Below are 23,999 nucleotides of genomic sequence, written 5' to 3' on the forward strand. Positions count from 1 at the left end.
AGCAGTGCGATCGAGTCCGGTGGGCCGAACCGTTCCCAGCTCAGACCGCTACCGGCGAAGAAGAGCCACAGGTGCCGGAGGTCGTAGGTAGCTCGCGGTATCTGTGACGATCATCTCCGGGCGCTTGCCGCCGTCGCGGTCGTAGAGGACGTCCAGCACGTACAGCGAGTCGCGCGGGGTGCCGGCCACCACCTTCCCGCCCAGCCCCGCCGCCTGGTCGTTGATCATGTTCAGCCAGGTCGCCCCGCCCCGGCGCCCGAAGTACTTCGGGTTCGGCCGCGCGTACACCGACGGCACGGGGACGACGAACCGCATGCCGTCCACGGAGGCGACCATGCCGCCGCCCCACGCCTGCGCGAGCGGGATGGCTGCCTGGTAGTCGATCAGTGTGGCGTTCGCGGCCCGGTACGTCGACAGCCGCAGATACGTCTGGTCGACATGGGACAGGCGCCAGTACTTCAGCGCGTCCGCGGCCCCGATGACCGGGGTGTAGCCGACGTTGCAGCTGTGCGCGACCAGGAGCGCGGCGATCGTCACGTGCAGATCCTTCAGCCGGGCCTCGCCACCGGTGACCGAGGTGAACGCCTGGTCGGCGCCGGTCCAGGAGAACACCTCCAACAGGGCCTCCGGCAGGTCGACCCGGGGCAGCATCGCCTCCACTGCCTCGCGCAGCTGACGCAGGGAGGCGGGTTCGGGCTCCGGCTCCAGGGCGGCAAAGTGCAGGCGGCCGTCGTCGTCGAACACGATCTGGGAGTTCGCCGGCACCCGCGCGGCGGCCTCGCGGTAGGTGCCGTCCAGCAGCGCGGCCCGCGCCGCCAGGTGCTCACCCGCCTCGGCGGGCAGGTTGAGCGAGGCGAGAACGGTTGGCTTGGCCTGCTCCCATGCGTCTCCGTCCAGCAGCTTCGCGCGGAGATCGCCCCACTTGGAGGAGTTCTTCGCGAACACCTGCTTGCTCCGCATCATCCGGTGCAGATGCTCCAGCACGCAGAACGCATACGCCTTCCAGTCGACCGTGCCCGGCTCCAAGTGCGGCGCGGAGAGCACCAGGCGCCGCCACGACCCGGTGAGCAGGCCGGTGTCGATCTCCGCCGGGCCGACCTTCTTGCGTCCCATCAGGTCCGGCAGCGACTCCAACGCCTTCAGGACCGCCACGCCCTCCGGCGCGGCACCGAAGTCGACCACCGTCACCAGGAGCTTCAGGAACGGCCTCACGGTGCCGAACCGGGTGACCATCTGGGGCCCGCCATGCCTCGTCCGCGTCCGAGTCGAGCGGTGGGGTCAGCTCGAACAGCGCGGCGATCGCCGCCGCCAGCTCGTGCCGGGGTACCACCTGCTCGATCCGCTCCCACATCGCCTCCAGCGTCTCCACCTCGGGCGGGCTGATCTCCCCGGTGTCGGTGTCGACCTGCTCGCTGGTGGTGTCGAACACGATCTGGAACGCGGCGGCCAGCTTCGCCGACGCCCTCTCCACGCGCGGCAGGGTCTTCAGCTTCTCCTTCGCCGTCTCCCGCTCCGCTCTGGCCAGCAGCTTCGTCGCGATCAGCACCTCCAGCAGGTCCAGGGCGTCATCGACCGCCCGGGACGTCAGGTAGACCGCAGTGGCCAGCAACGTGGCCAGGCGCCGGGAGTCACCGTGCCGCCGCAGCAGCGACGCCTTGCCGTCGACCCCGTACCGCGACAGCTCAGCCAGCCGCCGCGGCGGTATCGCGGACACGTCCACCTCGCTCATCCCGAAGGCCGCGATCTCCTCCGCCCGCTCCAACGCCCACTTCATCTGCGGCCCGGAGATCCGCACCGGACCCCGGCGCAGCCGGTCCAGCTCCGACCCCCGGGCGCCCGGCGGCACCGTCAGCAGGGAGTCCAGCACCGCACGCTGACCGGTGCTCAGCAGCCCGTAGAGGGTGTCCCACAGCCGCTGGTTCGCCGCCTCCCTCGCCGCGGCCACCAGCCGGGCCAGCGTCGTCACCCCGGGCAGCAGCACCCGCCGCTCACGCAGCCACCCCGCCGCCGCGTCGAACAGGGCCTTGGGCCCCTCCCCGGTCGTCCAGGCCCGCGCGTCCACCCACGCCCGCAGCTCCGCCTCCGCCTTGGCGAACTCCGTGTACTCCAGGACCCACCGCAGCTCACGGACGTGGTCGAGCCGGGTGTTCTCCCGCTCGCCGTACGCCTTCAGCTCCGACGCGTCCTCGATGCCGAGCTGCTCGGCGAGGTAGTCGACCACCTCCGCCGGCACGTCGGCCGGATCGTCCAGGAACACCCCGAGGAACCGCACCGTGGTCAGCTGCACCGCGAACCCGAGCCGGTTGTGTGCCCGCCGCTTCGGCTCGATCAGCGCCCGGTCCGCATCGTCCAGGAAGAAGAACCGCTCCAGCTCCGTACGGGACGGCGCCCCGTCGTACGCCGCGTACTTCGCGGCTTGCTCATCCGTCAGAAACTCGACCGGCACCCCGGACCTCCAGACAGTCAGTGATCAACACGACTGCCGAAGGCTCCGCCCCCGCCGAACCCCAGGTCAAAGCGCTCTCAAGCCCTCCAGGGGCTTAGCGCCGGTTTTCGTTCCGATGTTCCTCAACCCCCGGAAAGCACACCGACGGGGCCGGTTCGAGGCACCGCCCCGTGGGGGGGTGGTGAGCCCCGCTCACCATGGGGATGAGCGGGACCCACCGGACCGGAACCCCGGCAACCGCACGGGGGCAGGAACCGCGCGGCCCCGGCGCCTCCGGGGTCTTCATGGGCTTTGGCGATCACGCCAGTCGTACGGCAGTCAGGCGGGCGTACGTCCCCCTCGGCCGTACGCCCCCTCCGGCCACTGACGGCCCCCTCAGCCGCGGCCCAGCTACCGACGCCTCCCCTCAGCCGCTGCCGATCGTCTCCCCCTCCTGTCCTCAGGCCAGGTCGGTCCCCCCCTCCTCGCCGCTCTCAGCCCACTACCGCTCCTCCCCCTGTCTGCCCTCAGCCCATGTCGGTTCTCCCTTCGTACCGCTCTCAGCTGCTGCGCCCCGTCACGAACTCGGACAGGGCCAGGAGGCCGCCCGCCGCAGCGGGGTCGGGTACGGCGCGGGCAAGCTGTTGCATCGCCCGGGCCATGCGGTCGGCGGCCTGGGCCTGGGCCCAGTCGCGGCCGCCCGCCCGCTCCACGGCCCGGACCGTGGACTCCAGTTCGTCCTCCTCCTCGTACGGGGCCCGGTACAGCTCGGCGAGTTCGGCGGCGGCCGGCGTGTCGGAGGAGAGCGCGGCGACCACCGGCAGCGACTTCTTGCGGGCGGCGAGGTCCGCGCCGACCGGCTTGCCGGTGCGTCGCGGGTCACCCCATATGCCGATGACGTCGTCGATGAGCTGGAAGGCGAGCCCGGCCTCCCTGCCGAACGCGTCCAGCGCCGACACGTCCTCCGCCGCCGCCCCCGCGTACAGCCCGCCCACCGCGCACGCGCACCCCAGCAGCGCACCTGTCTTGGCCTCAGCCATGGCGAGCACCTCGTCGAGGCCGACCTCGCCCGGACCGCGCCGCTCCATCGCCGTGTCCGCCTGCTGCCCGGCGCACAGCTCCACGACGCAGTCCGCGAGCCGGGCGGCGGCGGCCGGCGCCGCCGGATGCGTGTCCTCGGCGAGCAGCCGCAGGGCCAGTGCCTGGAGCGCGTCCCCGGCGAGGATCGCGTCCGCGTCACCGAACACGGTCCAGGCGGTGGCCCGGTGCCGGCGGGTGGTGTCCCGGTCCATCACGTCGTCGTGCAGCAACGTGAAGTTGTGGATCAGCTCCACCGCCGCGGCCGCCCCTACGGCCGCCACCCGCGCCTCCGGCCCGCCGAGCGCGGCGGCGGAGGCGAGGACGAGCGCCGGGCGGATCACCTTGCCCGCGTTGCCCTCCGCCGGTGTGCCGTCCGCGTGCTCCCAGCCGAAGTGGTAGAGCGCGATCCGGCGCATCGAGCCGGGCAGCGAGCCGAGGGCGGCGCGCAGCACGGGGTCGACCGAGGCCCGGGCGTCGTCCAGGAGCGCCGCGGCCTCGTGCCCGTCCGGCGACTCCGTCCCGCTGTCGGTGTGCGTCTGGGCCCCGATGGTCCTCCGCCTTTCGAGCGCCCCGCCGGAGCTCGGACTCTCGGTGGTCGACGGGTGGGCGACGGGAATCCCCCCTGGCCGGACCGGGCCGAGAGCCGACGGAAGGATCACCGCCACCGGCCGATCTCGACGTTCTCCAGGACGCCGAGCGCGTCCGGCACCAGGACGGCCGCCGAGTAGTACGCCGTCACCAGGTACTTGATGATGGCCTGTTCGTTGATGCCCATGAACCGCACCGACAGGCTCGGCTCGATCTCCTCCGGGACGCCGGTGGCCCGCAGGCCGATGACGCCCTGGTCCTCCTCGCCGGTACGCATCGCGATGATCGAGGACGTCCGCGCGTCGGTCACCGGGATCTTGTTGCACGGGAAGATCGGCACGCCGCGCCACGTCGGGATGCGGTTGCCGGCGATGTCGATGGTCTCCGGGACCAGCCCCCGCTTGTTGAGCTCGCGGCCGAACGCGGCGATCGCACGCGGGTGGGCGAGGAACAGCTTGGTGCCGCGCCGCCTGCTGAGCAGCTCGTCCATGTCGTCGGGGCCGGGCGCGCCGTCGTGCGGCTGGATCCGCTGGTTGTACTCGCAGTTGTGGAGCAGCCCGAACTCGCGGTTGTTGATGAGCTCGTGCTCCTGGCGCTCCTTCAGCGCCTCCACCGTCAGCCGGAGCTGCTGCTCGGTCTGGTTCATCGGCTGGTTGTACAGGTCGGCCACGCGCGTGTGGATGCGCAGCACGGTCTGGGCGACGCTCAGTTCGTACTCACGGGGCTTGGCCTCGTAGTCGACGAAGGTGTGCGGGATGTCCGGCTCGCCGCTGTGGCCGGCGGCGAGGTCGATCTCCTTCTCGCCGTACTTGTTGGCGGGCTGCTCGGCGATCGCGCGGTACTGCTGGAGGTGCTCGCGCAGGCCGTCGGAACGCTCCGCGACCTGGTCGACCTCCTGACGGGGCAGTACGAGAACCGTGCAGGCGGTGACCGCGCGGGCCGTGAACTCCCAGATGGCGTCCCCGTCGAGCAGCGCCTGGGCGCCGAAGTAGGCGCCGTCGGCGAGGACTCCGAGGGATTCGTCCTCCCCGTACGGGCCCGTGCCGATCTTCTCCACCCTGCCGTGCGCCAGCAGGTACACCTCGTCGGTCTGGCTGCCGAAGGAGGCGATCACGTCGCCCGGCTCGAACTCCTGCTGCCGGCAGCGCCGGGCGATCTCCGAAAGCACCTCCTCGTCCTCGTACGACCGCAGCGCCGGCAGCTCGGCGAGTTCTCCGGGGACGACCTCGACCTGGTCGCCGGTCTTCACGAACGTCAGTCGGCCGTCCCCCAGGGCGTACGTGAGTCGCCGGTTGACCCGGTACGTGCCGCCCTGCACGTCCACCCACGGCAGCATGCGCAGCAGCCAGCGGGAGCTGATCTCCTGCATCTGCGGAACGGACTTGGTCGTGGTGGCCAGGTTCCGCGCGGCTGCCGTGCCGAGGCTCTGCTGCGGCCTGGTCTCCTCGGAGCGGACCTCTTCGCCTGCCGACATAGAGAATTGCCCTCCCAGTCATGCGCCGGCAGCGATCTGCGCCGGGCATCGATGTGCACGACCAAGGCTTCCATCTGGGAGCGTGCTCGTGCTATTACACGAAAGAGCGGGAATGGATCAACGACGACTGGGCACAAATGGGGACCCGGTCCATCACCGTGGCATCTGAGCCGGGTGTCCGAATCGGTTCGCACACGCGCCGAACAAGTGGTTCCGCCTCGTCGCATTTCGGTACAAGCAGCGGTAGAGGCGGCCGCGAAGGGCGGTCGTCGCGCTCCACGAGAAGGAGGCGGTCATGGCCACACCCATGTCCGCGAGCAGATTTTTGAGCGCGCTCAGAGCCGAGGGCGCCACCGTCGTCGAGGTCGGCGAGTGGCGGACCCACAACCGCAACCACAAGGGTCCGTGGGGCCCGGTGCACGGCGTGATGATCCACCACACCGTGACCAAGGGCAGCGCGCGGACCGTCGAGCTCTGCCGGAAGGGCTACGCGGGCTTACCTGGACCGCTGTGCCACGGCGTCATCACCAAGAACGGCACCATCCACCTCGTCGGCTACGGCCGCGCCAACCACGCCGGCCTCGGCGACGACGACGTACTGCGCGCGGTGATCGCCGAGCGGGGGCTCCCCCCGGACAACGAGCAGAACACCGACGGCAACCGCCACTTCTACGGCTTCGAGTGCGAGAACCTCGGCGACGGCAAGGATCCCTGGCCCGCGGCCCAGCTGGAGGCCATAGAACGGGCCGCCGCCGCGATCTGCCGCCATCACGGCTGGACGGAACGCTCGGTCATCGGCCACCTGGAGTGGCAGCCTGGCAAGGTGGACCCACGCGGCTTCACCATGACTTCCATGCGCACCCGCATCCGCGACCGCCTCAACTGACGGGATCCGGGGTTCGGCGCCGGGCGGCCATCAGGCCGTGAGGCAGAGCCGGAATCCGACACCGGAGTCGGACACCAGCCGGTGCCGGGAGCGGTCTCCATCCCCGACCACGCCCCATCTGCATCCGCACCCGCGGAAAGCCACACCTCACACCGCCACCCACACCGGACGCTCCTACAGCGCGCGGATCTCGCGGGTCTCCTCGGCGCCGGTCGGCATCTCTCAGCCCGTCCGGCGTTCGAGGACGAGGCCGTCGTAGCGGCGGGCGCACACAACGGACGTAGCCGCGGGCCACAAACAGCCGCCACAGCCTCGGGCACGCACAGGCCGCAGCTGCGGCCACGTGCAGTCGTCGTGGCTGCGGGCATGCGTGCCTCCCCCAGTGCAAGGACCCCTTGAGGGCCTGGGAGGTACCCCCAGGGCGGCACGGGTGGGCGATAAGGGTGCCCCCGCGCGAGACCGTTCGAGCGTGGGGGAAGGCACCCCGCCGGCGCCGGGCCGCGCGACCCACCCCCGGCCAGCCGCAACGCCGGGCGCCTGGCAATCGTGGTGCAGCTGACGCCGTCACCCCGTGGGGCAGCGGCACCGCCGCCGGCGCGGGCAAGCGAGACCCACCCCCGGCCCGCACCGGCCCCGGGCACCCAGCAAACACCGGCCCCCCTCACCCCCGTACCGACGGGCGACAATGGCGACGTGCCCAGCTCCGACGCCCCCGGCCTCACCACCCTGCGCTCTCAGCTGCCCTCACCGGTGCAAGAGATCACGGACGACCGCTTCACGCACCGCGGCATCCGGCTCCTGCTCAAGCGCGACGACCTCATCCACCCGGAGCTGACCGGCAACAAATGGCGCAAACTCGCCCCGAACCTCACGGCGGCAGCCGGCCGCCCCATCCTCACCTTCGGCGGCGCCTACTCCAACCACCTGCGCGCCACAGCCGCTGCCGGCCGCCTCCTCGGCCTCCCCACGATCGGCGTGGTCCGCGGCCAGGAACTGGCCGACGGCCCCCTGAACCCCTCGCTGTCCCGGTGCGCGGCCGACGGCATGCGGCTGCACTTCACCGACCGGTCGACGTACCGCCGCAAGACCGAACCGGAGACCCTGGCAGCGATCCTGCGCGCGGCGGACGCCGAGGACGCGTACGTCGTCCCGGAGGGCGGCAGCAACGCCCGCGCCGTGCACGGCTGCCGGTCCCTCGGCGAGGAACTGCGCGGCCACGCGGACGTCGCCGCCGTCGCCTGCGGCACCGGCGGCACACTCGCCGGCCTGGCCGCGGGCCTGGCCCCCGACCAGCGCGCACTGGGCATACCGGTCCTCAAAGGCGGCTTCCTGGACGCGGACATACGGGCCCTGCAACGCGAGGCCTTCGGCGGCCCGCGCGGCACCTGGTCCCTCGACGACCGCTTCCACTGCGGCGGCTACGCCCGCACCACCCCCGAGCTCGACGCCTTCGCCGACGACTTCTCCGACCGCCACGGCCTGCCCGTCGAACGTCTCTATGTAGCCAAATTGCTGTACGCCCTCACCACCCTGACCACCGAAGGCGCCTTCCGGCCCGGGACGACCCTAGCGGCCGCCGTCACCGGCCGCCCCCTCGACTGAGCAAGCCCGCTCGCCCCCATCCCCCAGACCGGGGATGCCCACCACACAACCTCCCGGTCGGGCGTGCCCGCCAAACCGCCCCCCGGCTGGACACATCCGCCCTCCCGAGCTGCGCCCGCCGCCAAGCCGCCTTCCCGAGTTCACCCCACCCGCTACGCCATCTCCCGATACGCCGCCGCCTCCTCCAGATCCAGCCGCCGCAGCAGCGTGCGCAGCATCTCGTCGTCGATGTAGCGGCCGTCCCGCAGGCGGACGAACACCGCGCGCTCGGCGCTGATCATCTCCCGCGAGAGCCGCCGGTACGTGTCGTCGACGGTCTCGCCGGTGACCGGATTGACCGAGCCGAGGCGTTCCCAGACGGCGTTGCGGCGGCGCTCCAGGACCTGGCGCAGTCGGTCGGCGAGCGGTTCCGGAAGGGCGTTGCGCTCGTCGGAGTCGGAGAGGAGTTCGTCGAGGCGCCGCTCGGCGGCCCGGGAGGCCTGCGCCTGGGCGTTGGCCTCCGCGAGCGTCTCGGCCTGCACGTCCCGCCCGGGGAACCGCAGCAGGCGGATCAGCGGCGGCAGCGTCAGCCCCTGAACGACCAGCGTCCCGATGACCGTAGTGAAGGTCAGGAACAGGATCAGGTTGCGCTGCGGGAACGGTTCCTCGCCGTCGTGCAGGGTGAGCGGGATGGAGAAGGCGATGGCGAGCGAGACCACGCCCCGCATACCGGCCCAAGCGATGACGAACGACCCCTTCCAGGTGGGGTTCGGCTCGCGTTCCCGGACTCGCGCGGACAGCACCCGCGGCAGGAACGTCGCCGGGTACACCCACACGAACCGGGCGGCGACGACCACGAGGAAGACGGCTAGCGTGTACCAGGCGGCGTCGGCGCCCTCGTACTCCCCGAGGCCCCTGAGGACCACCGGCAGCTGCAGTCCGATCAGCACGAACACCGCCGACTCCAGGACGAAGGCGACCATCTTCCACACCGCCTCCTCCTGGAGGCGGGTGGTGAAGTCGACCTCCCACGCGCGGTGGCCCAGGTAGAGCGCGACGACCACCACCGCGATGACCCCCGAGGCGTGCACCTGCTCGGCGGCCGCGTACGCGACGAACGGGATCAGCAGGGAGAGCGTGTTCTTCAGCAACGCGTCCTTCACGCGCGTGCGCAGCCAGTGCAGCGGCAGCATCAGCACCAGGCCGGTCCCGACGCCGCCGATCGCCGCGACCAGGAACTCCGCGGTTCCCCCAGCCCAGGTGGCGCCCTCCCCGACGGCGGCCGCGAGGGCCACCTTGTAGGCGGTGATCGCGGTGGCGTCGTTGAACAGGGACTCGCCCTGGAGGATGGTGGTGACCCGCGACGGCAGCCCGACCCAGCGGGCCACCGCCGTCGCCGCGACCGCGTCCGGCGGCGCCACCACCGCGCCGAACACCAGCGCCGCGGGCAGCGGCAGATCCGGTACGAGCAGATACACGGCCCAGCCGACGGCGAGGGTCGCGAACAGCACGTACCCGACCGACAGCAGCGCCACGGGCCGCAGCTGCGCCCGCAGGTCGAGGTAGGAGCTGTCGGTGGCCGCCGTGTGCAGCAGCGGGGGCAGCAGGAGCGGCAGGACGATGCCCGGGTCCAGGGTGTAGTCCGGGACGCCCGGCACGTAACTCACGGCCAGCCCGGCCGCGACCAGCAGCAGCGGCGCCGGCACCGGGGTGCGCCGGCCGGCCGCGGCGATCGCGGCGCTGCCCGCCACCAACAGCAGCAGCGGCATCACGTCCATCGTCCTCGCCCGCCCTCCTTTTTCCGCGCCGCCATCCGCGGACCCGTCGTAACCTGGCAATCATGAAACAGTGCACGCACGCCGACGCGCTGCCGCACCCGGAACCCGAACCGATCGGCAAGACCTGCCCGGAGTGTCTCGCCGAGGGATCGGATCCGGTGCAGCTGCGGCTGTGTCTCACCTGCGGTCACGTCGGCTGCTGCGACTCCTCGCCGCGACGGCACACGACGGAGCACCACAAGGAGACCGGCCATCCCGTCATGCGAACCTTCGAACCCGGCGAGAGCTGGCGCTGGTGCTTCGTCGACCACGTTCTCGTCTGACCCACGCGCGCGTGGCGCGGCGACTCCGGTTCCGGACGGTTCGAGCGTCTGGCGCCTGGGTACGTCAAACCGGCGCGCTCTCCCCGATTGGGCCCGCAGACCCTCTAGCCACGGAGCGTATCCGCAGTTTTACTATGAGTGACAGTAAGGGGTTGGGGTCCCTGGGGACAGGAACGCTGAGAGCGCGATAGCGTCACCGCTGAACCACGTATCGCGTTACCCCGGGGGGCGACCCCCGGCCCTGAAATGCTTGTACCACCTTGGAGGTGAGGGTGTCCCAGATCTCAGGCGAGCCCGCGTCCCAGGACTTCGTGGAAGTCCGGCTGCCGGCCGCGGGTGCCTACCTGTCGGTGCTGCGTACGGCGACTGCCGGCCTCGCGGCCCGTTTGGACTTCACCCTCGACGAGATCGAGGACCTGCGCATCGCGGTGGACGAGGCCTGCGCGATCCTGCTTCAGCAGGCCGTGCCCGGCTCGGTGCTCAGCTGCGTCTTCCGCCTCGTCGACGACTCACTCGAAGTCACCGTCTCGGCCCCGACCACGGACGGCCACGCCCCCTCGCGGGACACCTTCGCCTGGACCGTGCTGTCCGCCCTCGCGGGCAAGGTCTCCTCCGCCGTGGACGAGGACAAAACCGTTTCGATCAGCCTCTACAAACAGCGCGGCGCGGGACCCGGGCCGGCGTGAAGGACGGGGACGGGCCGGTGCGGGACGAAGAGCGCGGCACACGGGAGCTGCCGGACGGGGGTCCCCCCTGCCCGAACGGCGCGGAGAGCCCTGGCCAGGGCACCACGGTCGATCCGGGCGGATCCCGACGCACGGCGAACGGCGTCGACGGCATTCCCGAGCAGGCCCGGCCGCATCCGGAGGACGACTCGCCAGAGGCGGCCCTCCCGGGCGGCGGGCAGCGCGGCCGGGAGGGTGCCGTGCGGAGCGCGCCTCCGGACGGGCGGCACGGGGTACCTCCCGCCCCTGAGGGTCCGGCCAGTCACGCGCAGTCGCGAGTGGCGGAGGGGGCCAGGGCTCGGGGAAGGGCGACGGGCGGGACGATGAGCGAGCACGAGCGACACGCCGAGGACGAGGCTTTGAGCGCGCAGAGCGTGCAGAGCGTGCAGAGCGTGCAGAGCACGCAGCACGACCCGCAGGACCGCAGCGGGGCGCGCGCCCTGTTCATCGAGCTGCGGAAGCTGAAGGACGGCAGCCCGGAGTACGCGGAGCTGCGCAACCAGCTGGTCCGGATGCACCTGCCGCTCGTCGAGCACCTCGCGCGCCGCTTCCGCAACCGCGGCGAGCCGCTGGACGACCTCACCCAGGTCGCGACCATCGGCCTGATCAAGTCGGTCGACCGCTTCGACCCGGACCGCGGCGTCGAGTTCTCGACGTACGCGACTCCTACGGTGGTCGGCGAGATCAAGCGGCACTTCCGCGACAAGGGCTGGGCGGTGCGCGTCCCGCGGCGGCTACAGGAGCTGCGGCTCGCCCTGACGACGGCCACGGCGGAGCTCTCCCAGCAGCACGGCCGCTCCCCCACCGTGCACGAGCTCGCCGAGAAACTGGCCATCTCGGAGGAGGAGGTCCTGGAGGGCCTGGAGTCCGCCAACGCGTACTCCACGCTGTCCCTGGACGTCCCCGACACGGACGACGAGTCCCCGGCGGTCGCCGACACGCTCGGCGCCGAGGACGAGGCGCTGGAGGGCGTCGAGTACCGGGAGTCACTCAAACCGCTGCTGGAGGACCTGCCGCCGCGCGAGAAGCGGATCCTGCTGCTGCGCTTCTTCGGCAACATGACCCAGTCGCAGATCGCCCAGGAGGTCGGCATCTCCCAGATGCACGTCTCCCGCCTGCTGGCCCGCACCCTGGCCCAGCTCCGGGAGAGGCTCCTGGTGGAGGAGTAGCGCCCGGCGGTGCGCCGTCCGGCGCCACGGCTCGTACGGCCGGGACCGCGCTCGTACGACCGCACCCGCGCGCGTACGACCGCCCTCGCGCCCCTACGGCTCCTGCTTGCCGTCCTGCGCGCGGCCCGGCCCCCTGATCCCGAGGGCCTGGGTCGTCGCCGGGTTGACCAGCAGGACCAGCGCGGTGACCGCGACGACGGCGAGGGCGATGCCGGCCGGGATCGCCACGCTGTCGGCCTGGAGCAGGTTGTAGGCCACCGGCAGCGCCAGGAGCTGGGTGATGACGGCCGGGCCGCGGCTCCAGCTGCGCCGGCCGAGCAGCCCGCGGGCGGCGAGCAGCGGCAGCAGCGCGAGGACGATCACGGTCACCCCGCCGGTCACGGCCTGCTGCGGGTCGTCCGGGTCACCCGTGAAGCCGAGGACCAGCATCCAGACACCGCCGACGACGAGCGCGAGCCCCTCCAGGGCAGCGAGCGCCGCGGCATACGTCAGCCGCCGCGGGCGGGGGCCGGTGGTGTCCGGGGTGGTGGGAGTCTGCTCACTGCTCACGCCATGAAGAGTAGTCCTCGCCCCCGCGCGCGCCGGTGCCGAGGTTCACTCCCCGACCTCTTACCGGATCCCTACCTCGGTATGGGCCGGGTACCCCCCAGTAGGTACGCTGCCAGTCATGCGTGCACTTCTCGTGGTCAATCCGGCGGCAACCACCACAAGTGCGCGCACGCGCGATGTCCTGATCCATGCGCTCGCGAGCGAGATGAAGCTGGAGGCGGTGACCACCGAGTACCGGGGGCACGCGCGTGACCTGGGCCGACAGGCGGCGGAGAGCGACGAAATCGACCTGGTGGTGGCCCTCGGCGGCGACGGCACGGTCAACGAGGTCGTCAACGGACTCCTGCACGCCGGCCCCGCCCCGGAGCACCTGCCCCGCCTCGCCATGGTCCCGGGCGGCTCCACCAACGTCTTCGCCCGGGCCCTGGGCCTGCCCAACCACCCCGTCGAGGCCACCGGCGCCCTGCTGGACGCGCTGCGCGAGGGCGGTGAGCGCACGATCGGCCTGGGGCTGACCTCGGGCACACCCGGCACCGAGGACGAGGGGGTCCCGTCCCGCTGGTTCACCTTCAACGCGGGTCTCGGCTTCGATGCGGGTGTGGTCGGCCGGGTGGAGCAGCACCGCGAGCGGGGCAAGAGGTCCACGCACGCGCTGTACGTGCGTCAGGTGATGCGCCAGCTCTTCGGCGAGCCGAACCGCCGGCACGGCACGATCACTCTGGAGCGGCCCGGCGAGGAGCCGGTGACCGATCTGGTGCTGTCCATAGTCTCCAACACCTCTCCGTGGACGTTTCTGGGCAATCGCCCGATCTATGCGTCACCTAAGGCCTCGTTCGATACCGGCCTCGACGTGCTCGGTCTCAGCCGCCTGTCCACCGCCGCGGTTGCCCGGTATGGCACCCAGTTGCTCACTTCGTCCCCCGAGCGCGCTCCCCATGGCAGGCATGCCGTCTCATGGCACGATCTGACCGAGTTCACCTTGCATTCGAAGGCGCCCCTACCCCTCCAGATGGACGGTGACCACCTGGGGCTGCGTACGAGCGTGACGTTCACAGGCGTACGCCGTGCACTGCGTGTGATTGTGTGAGCAGAAGGGGCTAAAGTCCTTTCACTCGAACGTTTAGGCCAGGATCCACCCCATGGAAGTACGGCTGTGACCTAGTCGACACCGAAGAATCAAAAAAAACTTTCCGGAAGGGGTTGTATCCGCCGCTGAGGTTTGCGAGTCTCTACGTGGCGATCGGGACGGCCCGCACCATCGGCCTCCACAGATCACCGGAACCCCTCTTCAAACCACAGGACCACGCCAGGGAACCTGGCGGTCGGCCCTTCACTTGTTGAGGGATTCGTGAAAGCGTTCACATTCACAAGCACCCTGCACGTAATACCACGGAGAGGTAGCAGCCATGGACTGGCGTCACAACGCCGTTTGCCGCGAGGAAGACCCCGAGCTCTTCTTCCCCATCGGCAACACCGGTCCTGCGCTGCTGCAGATCGAGGAAGCCAAGGCCGTCTGCCGTCGCTGCCCGGTGATCGAGCAGTGTCTGCAGTGGGCGCTTGAGTCCGGCCAGGACTCCGGCGTCTGGGGTGGTCTCAGCGAGGACGAGCGCCGCGCCATGAAGCGCCGCGCCGCCCGCAACCGGGCCCGTCAGGCCTCCGCCTGACACCCGCCCCGCGACAACAGCCTGAGCTTGGCGGCGCGTACGGCGCGTACGCATCTCCCGCCCCCGAGCCGCAGCGCGCAGTTCCCCCCGATGCGCTTCGCATGAGCAGAGCAGCAACGAGCACTGGCCTCGGACCATATGGTCCGAGGCTTTTTGCTATGGTCAGGGCTCTCAGCTTTCCTGCTTTTGCGACCGCACCGGGATGTCCAGGATCACCCTGGTCCCCCGCTCCGGCGCCGGCACCATGTCGAAGGTGCCACCCAACTCGCCCTCCACCAGGGTCCGTACGATCTGCAGGCCCAGGTTGCCCGCGGTCTGCGGGTCGAAGCCCCCGGGCAGGCCCACGCCGTCGTCCTGGACGGTGACCAGCAGGCGTGCCTGCTTCGACGTACCGCCGCGGACCGCCGAGACCTCGACCGTGCCGGTGTCGCCCTCGCGGAAGCCGTGCTCCAGGGCGTTCTGCAGGATCTCGGTCAGCACCATCGACAGCGGGGTGGCGACCTCGGCGTCCAGGATGCCGAAGCGGCCGGTGCGCCGACCGATGACCTTGCCCGGCGAGATCTCGGCGACCATCGCGAGGACCCGGTCGGCGATCTCGTCGAACTCCACGCGCTCGTCCAGGTTCTGGGACAGCGTCTCGTGCACGATCGCGATCGACCCGACGCGCCGTACCGCCTCCTCGAGGGCCTCGCGACCGCGGTCGGACTCGATGCGCCGGGCCTGGAGGCGCAGCAGGGCCGCCACCGTCTGGAGGTTGTTCTTCACTCGGTGGTGGATCTCCCGGATGGTCGCATCCTTGGTGATCAACTCGCGTTCGCGACGACGCAGTTCGGTCACGTCGCGGAGCAGGACCAGCGAACCGATGCGCGTGCCCTTGGGCTTGAGCGGGATCGCCCGGAACTGGATGACCCCGTCGCGGGACTCGATCTCGAACTCGCGGGGCGCCCAGCCGCTGGCAACCTTGGCCAGGGCCTCGTCCACCGGCCCGTGGGTGGGAGCGAGTTCGGCGGTGGTCCTGCCCAGGTGGTGGCCGACGAGGTCGGCGGCGAGGCCGAGGCGGTGAAAGGCGGACAGGGCGTTCGGGGAGGCGTACTGGACGATACCGTCGGCATCCAGCCGGATCAGGCCGTCGCCGACGCGGGGCGAGGCGTCCATGTCGACCTGCTGGTTCGCGAACGGGAAGGCGCCGGCCGCGATCATCTGCGCGAGGTCCGAGGCGCTCTGCAGGTAGGTGAGCTCCAGGCGGCTCGGGGTGCGCACGGTGAGGAGATTGGTGTTGCGGGCGATGACGCCGAGGACGCGCCCTTCACACCGTACGGGGATCGACTCGACCCGGACGGGGACCTCTTCGCGCCACTCCGGGTCCCCTTCGCGCACGATCCGGCCCTCGTCGAGGGCGGCGTCCAGCATGGGGCGGCGGCCGCGCGGGACGAGGTGGCCGACCATGTCGTCCTGGTACGAGGTCGGGCCGGTGTTGGGCCGCATCTGGGCCACGGAGACGTACCTGGTGCCGTCGCGGGTGGGGACCCACAGGACGAGGTCCGCGAAGGAGAGGTCGGAGAGCAGCTGCCACTCCGAGACCAGCAGGTGGAGCCACTCGAGATCGGTGTCGTCGAGAGCGGTGTGCTGGCGTACGAGTTCGTTCATGGAGGGCACGAGTGGAGCGTACCTGCACGTTTGGACCTCACCTGAAAACGGCCGGTGCGCGCTCCGAAACACCCGCGGGCCGCGGCGCCTGGGAGGGACCCTCAACCCTCCCGGCACCGCAGCCCGGAGCAATATCGGCCGTGGGGTGTGCGGTCCCGGTCGGCCGAAGGTGAGGAGCCGGGGCAGTCAGGGCAGAGAGCTCCGGTTCCTCGGTCCGCCTTCCTGTGCGGGGAAGACGGAAGCTTGTGCGCGCCTCTCATGGCTCTGTCCACACATTGTGGACTAGACCACTAGGTGTGTCCATGCGTTGGAGACTGTTCGTTGTTGTCAATTTATCGAACTAGTCGGACGCCCTAACATCCACCATGCAGCCTAACGTGTGTGGGTTCCTGTGCGGGGCCAGATCGCCATGGCAATTTCCGCGAGCGCCTCCAGTTCATCCCGGCTCGCCCCGTCGCGTGCCTGTTGTGACATGCCCTGGATGACGGCCCAGGCGTGCCGGGCCAGGGCGGTGGCGTCGGCGTCCGGGGGAAGCAGGCCGGCGGCGATGTCGGCCGCTATACGGCTCTCGAACGCGGTGAGATTGGCCTTGCGCCGCTCCCGGCAGATCTCCTCGACCTCGGCGGTCGAGCAGTTGACGGCCGCGTGGAGGACGAGACACCCGTGCGGGTGGTCGGCGTCGGTGTACACGACGGCGGCCTCGCGCAGCGTGCGCTCGACGGCCGCCCGGGCGGTGGGCTCCTCGGCTAGCGCGCGTCCGCCGAAGGAGCCGTACTTCGCGTCGTACTCGCGCACGACCTCCTCGAAGAGCGACCGCTTGTCGCCGAAGGCGGCGTACAGGCTCGGGGCGCTGGTCGCCGTGCACTACAGCAGCAACGAGGCGGTGGCGAAGGAGACGGTCGCCGCGATAGAGGCGGCGGGCGGCGGTGCCTTCGCGATCCGCGCGGAGCTGGGCGTGCCGGGTGACGCCATCGTGGGTGGGTCCCGGCTTCGTCGACACCGATCTGACGAGCGCGGCGCTCGCCGACCCCGCCATACGCGCGCACGCCGAGGGTGTCTCGGTCCTCAAGCGCGTCGGCACGACGTCCGACGTGGCGGACATCGTGGCGTTCCCGGCGTCACCCGACTCCCGCTGGGTCACGGGTCAGCACGTCGGGCTGCTCGGTCATCTCGCGGGCCATGATCCGGCCCGGGACGTCGCTGCGGGGGTCCGGTGCGGTGGCGGTCATACGGGTTCCTCCCGGGTGGTGCTCGACGTGGGCTCACGGCGCGCCCGGTCGGGCCGGGCGGTGCCGGGAGGCGCTTGGCCTGGTGTCGCGTCTGCGTTGCTGTGCCTGGTTGTCATCGCTGTGCCAGTGGTCGCGGCGGCTCCCATTCCACTCCCCGGTTCGAAGCACGCCTGTGCTGGGGGAGGTCGGGTGGCCGGCGGGGCTGGGAACTCTGGGAGACGTGGCACGGCTCTGTTAGATTGGTCTAAACCACATCCCCTCCCGGGTGCCAGTTGAGTCCCCTTTCAGATCGGCAGGCCCAGCGTGGAAGTTGTCATCGTTCCGGATGCCAAGGCGGGCGGCGAGCTCATCGCCGGGGCCATGGCGCAGCTGCTCCGGCGCAAGCCCGGCGCCCTGCTCGGCGTGGCCACCGGCTCGACGCCGCTGCCCGTGTACGAGGCGCTGGCCGCGAAGGTGCGCTTCGGTGCCGTGGACACCTCACGGGCGCGGATCGCCCAGCTCGACGAGTACGTGGGGCTGCCCGCCGAGCACCCGGAGTCGTACCGCTCCGTGCTGCGGCGGGAGGTGCTGGAGCCGCTCGGGATCGGGATGGACGCGTTCATGGGGCCCGACGGGACCGCCGAGGACATACCCGGGGCGTGCGAGGCGTACGACCGGGCGCTGGCCGAGGCCGACGGGGTGGATCTGCAGCTGCTCGGGATCGGGACCGACGGGCACATCGGGTTCAACGAGCCGTGCTCCTCGCTCGCCTCGCGAACCCGGATCAAGACGCTGACCGAGCAGACCCGTGTCGACAACGCGCGGTTCTTCGACGGCGACATCGAGCAGGTGCCGCACCACGTGATCACCCAGGGCATCGGGACGATCCTGGAGGCGCGGCACCTGGTCCTGCTGGCCACCGGCGAGGCCAAGGCCGACGCGGTGGCGGCGACGGTGGAGGGGCCGGTCGCGGCGGTGTGCCCTGCCTCGGCGTTGCAGCTCCACCCGCACGCGACGGTCGTCGTCGACGAGGCCGCCGCGGCCAAGCTGAAGCTCGCCGACTACTTCCGGCACACGTACGCCAACAAGCCGGAGTGGCAGGGCATATGAGAGACCTCAGGCGTCTCAGCCACCCTGGACCGCGGGCTCTTCCTCCTCGGCCGGCTCGTCCTTGGCCGTCAGGCCCGCCACCCACACGGGCATCAGCCAGTGGACCACGAGGACGGCGATGAGCAGAGGCGCCGCGTAGGGGCGGGGCGCGTCCTCGTTGATCGCGCCGACGGTCAGCAGGGTGACCGCGGCGGTGACCAGCAGCAGGGTCGTCGTGCGGTGGGCCCGGGCCAGGACCCGGCGGCGGTCGGCCACCTGCCGTTCGTCCAGGACGCGTTCGCGCAGGTCCAGCAGGCCTCGGGCGGCGCCGTTGATCACTCCTGTCGCGACCATCCAGGGCAGCAGGAGCACTGCCATCACGGCGATGGTCCACAGCGCGTCCGAGAGGTAGAGGTGGGTCACCAGCGCCCCGAAGGCCACGGTGAGCACGATGTGCGCGGCGACAGCCAGGCGGCGGCGCGCGGCCGTGGCGTACAGCGGCTGTCCCCTGCGGTCGTTCATCACCCTCAGCATGGCCTGGTCGTAGTGGCTCATCCGCGTCGTCGTCATTGCTGATTCCTCCCGTAGACCTCGTCCGTGAGCGGCCGGAACGGTTCGAGGGAGAACAGCGCCTCGACCGGCAGGCCGAAGAACTTCGCGATCTTCAGCGCCAGGTCGAGGCTCGGGTTGTACTGCCCCCGCTCGATGTAGCCGATGGTCTGGTAGTGGGCTCCCACTGCCTCGGCCAGGCTCTGACGCGACACCTTCCGTTCGGCGCGCACCATGGCCAACCTGTTGTGCACCTGCTCACTCATGTATAAGAAGTACTACATCTTGGAGCAGGGGTGCAACCACCATCGGCATCGGGCGGTGACCCGGTCGACCTCCCTACGCGCCCGCGATGACCTCCGCCGCGGCGCGTCCGCAGACGCGGGCCGCGCCGTGGATGGCGATGTGCAGGGCGCCGCGCGGGGCGGCACGGGGCACGCCCATCTCGACCACGATCGTGTCGGGACGGGCCGTGAGGAGGGTGTGGAGGGCCGCCGCCATCCAGGGGTGGCGGTGCTCGTCGCGGACGACGGCCACGATGCGCCGGGCACCCGCCGCCGCCAGCGCCGCGCGTCCGGCGTCCTCGCCGGAGAACGCGGCCGTCTCCGTGCCGGCGAGCAGCCGGAGCAGCTCGGCGGCCACGCCCCACGGGGTCTCGTCGCCCACCGCGATGTTCGCGACGGGGGTGAAGGCGGCGACGTACGGCGGTTCGGTGAGCGGGGTGAAGGCAGCCACGCCGGTGACCTCGAGGGCGCGGCGGGCCGCACGCAGGCCGACCTCGCCGTGGCGGCGCCCGCGGCAGGTATCCGCTCACCGTCGCCAGGCCCCTGGGCGGCGCCCGCGGCAGGCCTCCGGTCCCCGTCGGCAGGCTCCTGGACCGTGCCCGCGGCGGCGGCCGTCCGCCCACCGTCGGCAGGGCGGCTCCGGGCCGCGCCCGCGACGCCCGTCCGCTCACGGCAGACCCCTGGCCGCCCCCGCGGTGGGCGTCCACCGAGCCAGCCGCCATACCCGTGCCGCCGCGTCCGCCAGGCGTTCCTCGGGCACGTCGCCCGAGCGCACCGCCGTGACCAGGGGGTGTCGCGCAGCCGCCGTACCGTCTCGTCGTCCGCGGGGCCGCCGCCCACGCAGATCGCTTCGGCGCCGGCCGCCACGGCGAGGACGCTGCCGCGTTCGATGCCGTAGGTGTCCGCGATGGCCCGCATCTCCATGCCGTCGGTGACGATCAGGCCGTCGTAGCCGAGGTCGCCGCGCAGGAAATCGGTCAGGATCCGCCGGGACAGCGTGGCCGGGCGGTCCGGGTCCAGGGCCGGGACCGGCGGGTTCTCCTCGGACAGGGCGGTGGTCAGCTTCTACTGGATGCCGTTCCACTGCTGGACCTCGAACGTGACCTTGGCCTGCGTCTTCTTTTCGAAGGCGGCGGCCATGTCCTGCTGCCCCTGGTCCGGTGAGGAGCCGTCCATGACCCACACCGTGAGCGTTTGGCCCTTGTAGCCGTCCGCCAACGGCCTTGCCGTTCCCGCCGTCGCCGTTGTCGCCCCCGCATGCCGCGATGGAGACCATCATGCCCACGACACCGATCGCCGCTGTCAGCTTGCGCTTCACGCCACCCTCCTCAGGGATGCCCACACCCCGCCCACGGGCAGGGACGTGGACCAGTGGTGTAGACCAGCAGGGGGAGCCTGGACCAGACCAGCGGGCGCGTCGAGTGTGGCCGGGTGGCCCATGACCAGCTGTTATGGGACTACATATGCAGGAACCTTTAAGTGCTATCGGAAACACCGGCAGCAGAGGGCACACCTCCACTGGACCACTCCGTTCGGTGGACTAGACCAGAAGAGGCGGCGAGGGTATACAGAAGGGATCACGGAGCGTACGGGGAACGTCCCGGTACGCTGCCGTACCACGATGTGAGCCACGTCCGGAGCCGGGAAGGCGGAGCATGAGCACCGACGTCAGCCGTGCGGAGAACGAGAGCGGAGCGCCCGTCCGTACCGCGCGCGTGCCCAAGTACTACCGCCTGAAGAAGCACCTGCTCGACATGACCGAGACGCAGGCGCCGGGCACCCCGGTCCCGCCCGAGCGGACGCTGGCGGCCGAGTTCGACACCTCCCGCACGACCGTGCGCCAGGCCCTCCAGGAGCTGGTCGTCGAGGGCCGCCTCGAACGCATCCAGGGCAAGGGCACGTTCGTCGCCAAGCCGAAGGTCTCGCAGGCGCTGCAACTCACCTCGTACACCGAGGACATGCGCGCCCAGGGCCTCGAACCCGCCTCGCAGTTGATGGACATCGGCTACGTCACCGCCGACGACCGCCTGGCCGGCCTCCTCGGTATCACCACCGGCGGACGCGTGCTGCGCATCGAGCGGCTGCGCATGGCCAACGGCGAGCCGATGGCCATCGAGACGACCCACCTGAGCGCCAAGCGCTTCCCGGCCCTGCGCCGCTCCCTGGTCAAGTACACGTCCCTCTACACCGCGCTCGCCGAGGTGTACGACGTCCACCTCGCGGAGGCCGAGGAGACCATCGAGACGTCGCTGGCCACCCCGCGCGAGGCCGGCCTGCTCGGCACAGACGTGGGCCTGCCGATGCTGATGCTCTCCCGCCACTCGTACGACCGGAAGGGGGAGCCGGTGGAGTGGGTGCGGTCGGTGTACCGGGGCGACCGGTACAAGTTCGTGGCACGGCTCAAGCGCCCCCAGGAATAAGGGCACCAGGAGGTGTGCACGGCGTAGCGCAACCGCACGTCCTGCTTTACGTTCCTCCGGTCGTCGCATGGACGGGAGGACTCCCCGGTGCGTACCGCGAACCTCCGAACCGTCGTCGTCTGGACCCTGGTCGCGCTCGTCGGCGCGGCCGGCTGGACCGGGCTCGCGCTGGTCCAGGGGCGAGGAGGTGTCGGCCGCCCGGATGGTCGCGTGCTGCTCGGTCACCACTTCGCGGCGATCGCGGGCGCGGGCCCGCTGGTCGGCCCGGCGCTCGCCGCCCAGATGGGCTACCTGCCCGGCACGATCTGGGTCATCGCCGGTGTCGTCTTCGCGGGCGCGGTCCAGGACATGGTGGTGCTGGTCTTCTCCACCCGGCGTGACGGCCACTCGCTGGGCCAGATGGCGCGGGAGGAGATCGGCCCGTTCGGCGGCACGGCGGCGCTGCTCGCCGCGTTCGCCATCATGATCATACTGCTCGGGGCGCTGGCACAGACCGCCAGGAGGAGGACCCGAGGCAGGGCTTCCGTTGCTGCTGATGAGCCACTGCCGTTGATAACTAAACGACCGCAATCCGGACGAGGGGTTCCGTATTCGCCTCACCCTGGCCTAGATTTCCTGCGCATTGCCCAGGTGATCAGTGAAGGGACGGAACCGCCCGATGTCAGATACGTCAGAAGTGAACAGAGGGACGGTGACACCCGTCCGGGTCGTCATCGGCCTCTGTCTCGTCGCCCCCTTTGTCGCCATGCTGTGGGTCGGCTCGTACGCGAAGACCGACCCCGCCTTCATCGGGATCCCGTTCTTCTACTGGTACCAGATGGCCTGGGTGCTGATCTCCACCGCCCTGACGGTGACCGCCTACCTGCTCTGGCAGCGTGACCAGCGCGCCCGCCGGGGAGGTGGCGACAAGTGAAGGACGGCGTGAACGGCGTCGCACTCGCCGTCTTCATCTTCTTCTTCCTGCTCATCACGGTCATGGGCTTCATGGCCGCCCGCTGGCGCAGGGCCGCGAACGAGAACAGCCTCGACGAATGGGGCCTGGGCGGCCGGTCGTTCGGCACCTGGGTCACCTGGTTCCTGCTGGGCGGCGACCTGTACACGGCATACACCTTCGTGGCCGTCCCGGCGGCGATCTACGCTGCGGGCGCGGCCGGCTTCTTCGCGGTGCCGTACACGATCCTGGTCTACCCGCTGATCTTCACGTTCCTCCCCCGCCTCTGGTCGGTGTCGCACAAGCACGGCTACGTGACGACGTCCGACTTCGTGCGCGGCCGGTTCGGCTCGAAGGGCCTGTCGCTGGCGGTCGCGGTCACCGGCATCCTCGCGACGATGCCGTACATCGCGCTCCAACTCGTCGGTATCCAGGCCGTGCTGGACGTTATGGGCATCGGCGGCGGTGAGAACACCAACTGGTTCATCAAGGACCTGCCGCTGCTGATCGCCTTCGGCGTGCTGGCGGCGTACACGTACTCTTCGGGCCTGCGCGCCCCCGCGCTGATCGCCTTCGTCAAGGACACCCTGATCTACATCGTCATCGCGGTGGCGATCATCTACATCCCGATCAAGCTGGGCGGCTTCGACGAAATCTTCGCCAAGGCGGGCGAGGCGTTCAGCCAGACCAACCCGGCCACGGGCGCGCCGCGCGGTGCGCTGGTGCCGGGCGAGGCGAGCCAGTGGACGTACGCCACCCTGGCGTTGGGCTCCGCCCTGGCCCTGTTCATGTACCCGCACTCGATCACCGCGACGCTGTCCTCGCGCAGCCGTGAGGTGATCCGCCGCAACACCACGATCCTCCCGCTCTACTCTCTGATGCTGGGCCTGCTGGCCCTGCTGGGCTTCATGGCGATCGCGGCCGGCATCAAGGTCGCCAACGGACAGCTGGCGATCCCGCAGCTGTTCGAGACCATGTTCCCGGACTGGTTCGCGGGCGTGGCCTTCGCGGCGATCGGCATCGGAGCCCTCGTCCCGGCGGCGATCATGTCGATCGCGGCGGCCAACCTCTTCACCCGCAACATCTACAAGGACTTCATCCGGCCGGACGCCACGCCCGAGCAGGAGACCAGGGTCTCCAAGCTGGTGTCCCTGCTGGTGAAGGTGGGCGCGCTGGCCTTCGTCCTGACCATGGACAAGACGGTCGCCATCAACTTCCAGCTCCTGGGCGGCATCTGGATCCTGCAGACCTTCCCGGCCCTGGTCGGCGGCCTGTTCACCCGCTGGTTCCACCGCTGGGCCCTGCTCGCCGGCTGGGCGGTCGGCATGATCTACGGCACGGTCGCCGCGTACGGGGTCGCCTCGCCGACCCAGAAGCACTTCGGCGGCTCCTCCAAGGAAATCCCCGGCATCGGCGAGATCGGCTACATCGGCCTGACGGCGTTCGTGCTCAACGTCGTCGTGACCGTGGTCCTGACCTTCGTCCTCAAGGCGGCCAAGGCACCCGAGGGCGTGGACGAGACCAAGCCGGAGGACTACACGGCGGACGCGGGCGACCCGGGAGTCAAGACGGAACTCCCCGTAGGCGCCGGTCACTGAAGCGCCCCGAAAGGGGCGCGGGGCCGTATCG

General features: G+C 70.8%; 18 protein-coding genes and 6 pseudogenes. 13 read left to right on the forward strand and 11 right to left on the reverse strand.

Going from position 1 to position 23,999, the window contains the following annotated elements; all coding sequences use genetic code 11:
- Positions 1 to 87 precede the first annotated feature (87 nt).
- The 3 genes and pseudogenes from H8R17_RS15745 to H8R17_RS15755 form a co-directional block, all read right to left on the reverse strand.
- Positions 88 to 2,446, reverse strand: a pseudogene (locus H8R17_RS15745) (Tn3 family transposase); the annotation flags it as partial.
- A 539-nt stretch (positions 2,447 to 2,985) separates the two neighbouring features.
- Positions 2,986 to 4,053, reverse strand: coding sequence for a family 2 encapsulin nanocompartment cargo protein polyprenyl transferase (locus H8R17_RS15750; RefSeq protein WP_316959418.1), 1,068 nt, complete (start codon positions 4,051 to 4,053; stop codon positions 2,986 to 2,988).
- 107 nt (positions 4,054 to 4,160) lie between these two features.
- Entirely contained in the window at positions 4,161 to 5,567 is a 1,407-nt protein-coding gene (locus H8R17_RS15755; protein ID WP_187823821.1) for a family 2B encapsulin nanocompartment shell protein, read from the reverse strand.
- A 295-nt stretch (positions 5,568 to 5,862) separates the two neighbouring features.
- Here H8R17_RS15755 and H8R17_RS15760 point away from each other — a divergent pair, with 295 nt between their 5' ends.
- On the forward strand, positions 5,863 to 6,453 hold the full coding sequence (locus tag H8R17_RS15760; RefSeq protein WP_187823822.1) for an N-acetylmuramoyl-L-alanine amidase: 591 nt from the start codon (positions 5,863 to 5,865) through the stop codon (positions 6,451 to 6,453).
- Between the two features lie 693 nt (positions 6,454 to 7,146).
- Positions 7,147 to 8,055, forward strand: a complete 909-nt coding sequence (locus H8R17_RS15765) for a 1-aminocyclopropane-1-carboxylate deaminase/D-cysteine desulfhydrase (RefSeq protein ID WP_187823823.1) — start codon at positions 7,147 to 7,149, stop codon at positions 8,053 to 8,055.
- A 152-nt stretch (positions 8,056 to 8,207) separates the two neighbouring features.
- Here H8R17_RS15765 and H8R17_RS15770 read toward each other — a convergent pair whose 3' ends face one another.
- Positions 8,208 to 9,812 (reverse strand): Na+/H+ antiporter, encoded by a 1,605-nt coding sequence (locus H8R17_RS15770; protein WP_187823824.1) that lies wholly within the window; start codon positions 9,810 to 9,812, stop codon positions 8,208 to 8,210.
- Between the two features lie 62 nt (positions 9,813 to 9,874).
- Here H8R17_RS15770 and H8R17_RS15775 point away from each other — a divergent pair, with 62 nt between their 5' ends.
- The 3 genes from H8R17_RS15775 to H8R17_RS15785 all read left to right on the forward strand — a co-directional run bounded on the left by H8R17_RS15775 (position 9,875) and on the right by H8R17_RS15785 (position 12,029).
- A complete protein-coding gene (locus H8R17_RS15775; RefSeq protein WP_187823825.1) occupies positions 9,875 to 10,135 on the forward strand; it encodes a UBP-type zinc finger domain-containing protein in 261 nt (86 codons plus the stop codon).
- A gap of 272 nt (positions 10,136 to 10,407) precedes the next feature.
- Entirely contained in the window at positions 10,408 to 10,821 is a 414-nt protein-coding gene (locus H8R17_RS15780; protein ID WP_187823826.1) for an anti-sigma regulatory factor, read from the forward strand.
- A 17-nt stretch (positions 10,822 to 10,838) separates the two neighbouring features.
- Entirely contained in the window at positions 10,839 to 12,029 is a 1,191-nt protein-coding gene (locus tag H8R17_RS15785; RefSeq protein WP_187823901.1) for an RNA polymerase sigma factor SigF, read from the forward strand.
- 93 nt (positions 12,030 to 12,122) lie between these two features.
- Here H8R17_RS15785 and H8R17_RS15790 read toward each other — a convergent pair whose 3' ends face one another.
- Positions 12,123 to 12,578 carry a hypothetical protein gene (locus H8R17_RS15790; RefSeq protein ID WP_187823827.1) on the reverse strand — a complete coding sequence of 152 codons (456 nt, stop codon included), beginning with the start codon at positions 12,576 to 12,578 and terminating at the stop codon, positions 12,123 to 12,125.
- Between the two features lie 118 nt (positions 12,579 to 12,696).
- Here H8R17_RS15790 and H8R17_RS15795 point away from each other — a divergent pair, with 118 nt between their 5' ends.
- Both H8R17_RS15795 and H8R17_RS15800 read left to right on the forward strand, forming a co-directional pair.
- On the forward strand, positions 12,697 to 13,665 hold the full coding sequence (locus tag H8R17_RS15795; RefSeq protein ID WP_187823828.1) for a diacylglycerol kinase family protein: 969 nt from the start codon (positions 12,697 to 12,699) through the stop codon (positions 13,663 to 13,665).
- A gap of 319 nt (positions 13,666 to 13,984) precedes the next feature.
- The gene (locus H8R17_RS15800; RefSeq protein WP_003992873.1) at positions 13,985 to 14,242 is read left to right on the forward strand and encodes a WhiB family transcriptional regulator; all 258 of its coding nucleotides are present in this window, start codon (positions 13,985 to 13,987) and stop codon (positions 14,240 to 14,242) included.
- 171 nt (positions 14,243 to 14,413) lie between these two features.
- Here H8R17_RS15800 and H8R17_RS15805 read toward each other — a convergent pair whose 3' ends face one another.
- Both H8R17_RS15805 and H8R17_RS15810 read right to left on the reverse strand, forming a co-directional pair.
- The gene (locus tag H8R17_RS15805) at positions 14,414 to 15,889 is read right to left on the reverse strand and encodes a sensor histidine kinase (RefSeq protein WP_187823902.1); all 1,476 of its coding nucleotides are present in this window, start codon (positions 15,887 to 15,889) and stop codon (positions 14,414 to 14,416) included.
- Between the two features lie 372 nt (positions 15,890 to 16,261).
- A pseudogene (locus tag H8R17_RS15810) lies at positions 16,262 to 16,738 on the reverse strand (TetR/AcrR family transcriptional regulator); the annotation flags it as partial.
- A gap of 128 nt (positions 16,739 to 16,866) precedes the next feature.
- Between H8R17_RS15810 and H8R17_RS49225 the strand changes: the two are divergent.
- A pseudogene (locus tag H8R17_RS49225) lies at positions 16,867 to 16,983 on the forward strand (short-chain dehydrogenase); the annotation flags it as partial.
- A gap of 438 nt (positions 16,984 to 17,421) precedes the next feature.
- Positions 17,422 to 18,207, forward strand: a complete 786-nt coding sequence (gene nagB, locus H8R17_RS15820) for a glucosamine-6-phosphate deaminase (RefSeq protein ID WP_187823829.1) — start codon at positions 17,422 to 17,424, stop codon at positions 18,205 to 18,207.
- Between the two features lie 15 nt (positions 18,208 to 18,222).
- Here nagB and H8R17_RS15825 read toward each other — a convergent pair whose 3' ends face one another.
- The 4 genes and pseudogenes from H8R17_RS15825 to H8R17_RS15840 form a co-directional block, all read right to left on the reverse strand.
- On the reverse strand, positions 18,223 to 18,756 hold the full coding sequence (locus H8R17_RS15825) for a hypothetical protein (protein WP_187823830.1): 534 nt from the start codon (positions 18,754 to 18,756) through the stop codon (positions 18,223 to 18,225).
- The gene (locus tag H8R17_RS15830) at positions 18,753 to 19,001 is read right to left on the reverse strand and encodes a helix-turn-helix transcriptional regulator (RefSeq protein WP_187823831.1); all 249 of its coding nucleotides are present in this window, start codon (positions 18,999 to 19,001) and stop codon (positions 18,753 to 18,755) included. Before H8R17_RS15830 ends, H8R17_RS15825 begins: the two co-directional genes overlap by 4 nt.
- A gap of 73 nt (positions 19,002 to 19,074) precedes the next feature.
- Positions 19,075 to 20,048: pseudogene (locus H8R17_RS15835) on the reverse strand (glycoside hydrolase family 3 N-terminal domain-containing protein); the annotation flags it as partial.
- A gap of 39 nt (positions 20,049 to 20,087) precedes the next feature.
- Positions 20,088 to 20,337, reverse strand: a pseudogene (locus tag H8R17_RS15840) (sugar transporter); the annotation flags it as partial.
- Positions 20,338 to 20,674: 337 nt separating this feature from the next.
- Here H8R17_RS15840 and H8R17_RS15845 point away from each other — a divergent pair.
- The 4 genes and pseudogenes from H8R17_RS15845 (at position 20,675) to mctP (ending at position 23,968) form a co-directional block, all read left to right on the forward strand.
- On the forward strand, positions 20,675 to 21,439 hold the full coding sequence (locus H8R17_RS15845; RefSeq protein ID WP_187823832.1) for a GntR family transcriptional regulator: 765 nt from the start codon (positions 20,675 to 20,677) through the stop codon (positions 21,437 to 21,439).
- 87 nt (positions 21,440 to 21,526) lie between these two features.
- A pseudogene (locus H8R17_RS15850) lies at positions 21,527 to 21,928 on the forward strand (carbon starvation CstA family protein); the annotation flags it as partial.
- 169 nt (positions 21,929 to 22,097) lie between these two features.
- Positions 22,098 to 22,352, forward strand: coding sequence for a DUF3311 domain-containing protein (locus tag H8R17_RS15855; RefSeq protein WP_187823833.1), 255 nt, complete (start codon positions 22,098 to 22,100; stop codon positions 22,350 to 22,352).
- The gene (gene mctP, locus H8R17_RS15860) at positions 22,349 to 23,968 is read left to right on the forward strand and encodes a monocarboxylate uptake permease MctP (RefSeq protein ID WP_187823834.1); all 1,620 of its coding nucleotides are present in this window, start codon (positions 22,349 to 22,351) and stop codon (positions 23,966 to 23,968) included. Before H8R17_RS15855 ends, mctP begins: the two co-directional genes overlap by 4 nt.
- The last annotated feature ends 31 nt before the right edge of the window (positions 23,969 to 23,999 follow it).

It is taken from the genome of Streptomyces sp. TRM68367, assembly GCF_014495685.1.
GTDB lineage: Bacteria > Actinomycetota > Actinomycetes > Streptomycetales > Streptomycetaceae > Streptomyces.

What these genes read in the sequence shown, in the direction of transcription:
- H8R17_RS15755 (WP_187823821.1), bottom strand. Translation starts at nt 5,567, where the DNA reads ATGTCGGCAGGCGAAGAGGTCCGCTCCGAGGAGACCAGGCCGCAGCAG.
- H8R17_RS15760 (WP_187823822.1), top strand. Translation starts at nt 5,863, where the DNA reads ATGGCCACACCCATGTCCGCGAGCAGATTTTTGAGCGCGCTCAGAGCC.
- H8R17_RS15770 (WP_187823824.1), bottom strand. Translation starts at nt 9,812, where the DNA reads ATGGACGTGATGCCGCTGCTGCTGTTGGTGGCGGGCAGCGCCGCGATC.
- H8R17_RS15775 (WP_187823825.1), top strand. Translation starts at nt 9,875, where the DNA reads ATGAAACAGTGCACGCACGCCGACGCGCTGCCGCACCCGGAACCCGAA.
- H8R17_RS15795 (WP_187823828.1), top strand. Translation starts at nt 12,697, where the DNA reads ATGCGTGCACTTCTCGTGGTCAATCCGGCGGCAACCACCACAAGTGCG.
- H8R17_RS15800 (WP_003992873.1), top strand. Translation starts at nt 13,985, where the DNA reads ATGGACTGGCGTCACAACGCCGTTTGCCGCGAGGAAGACCCCGAGCTC.
- H8R17_RS15805 (WP_187823902.1), bottom strand. Translation starts at nt 15,889, where the DNA reads ATGAACGAACTCGTACGCCAGCACACCGCTCTCGACGACACCGATCTC.
- H8R17_RS15825 (WP_187823830.1), bottom strand. Translation starts at nt 18,756, where the DNA reads ATGACGACGACGCGGATGAGCCACTACGACCAGGCCATGCTGAGGGTG.
- H8R17_RS15830 (WP_187823831.1), bottom strand. Translation starts at nt 19,001, where the DNA reads ATGAGTGAGCAGGTGCACAACAGGTTGGCCATGGTGCGCGCCGAACGG.
- H8R17_RS15845 (WP_187823832.1), top strand. Translation starts at nt 20,675, where the DNA reads ATGAGCACCGACGTCAGCCGTGCGGAGAACGAGAGCGGAGCGCCCGTC.
- H8R17_RS15855 (WP_187823833.1), top strand. Translation starts at nt 22,098, where the DNA reads ATGTCAGATACGTCAGAAGTGAACAGAGGGACGGTGACACCCGTCCGG.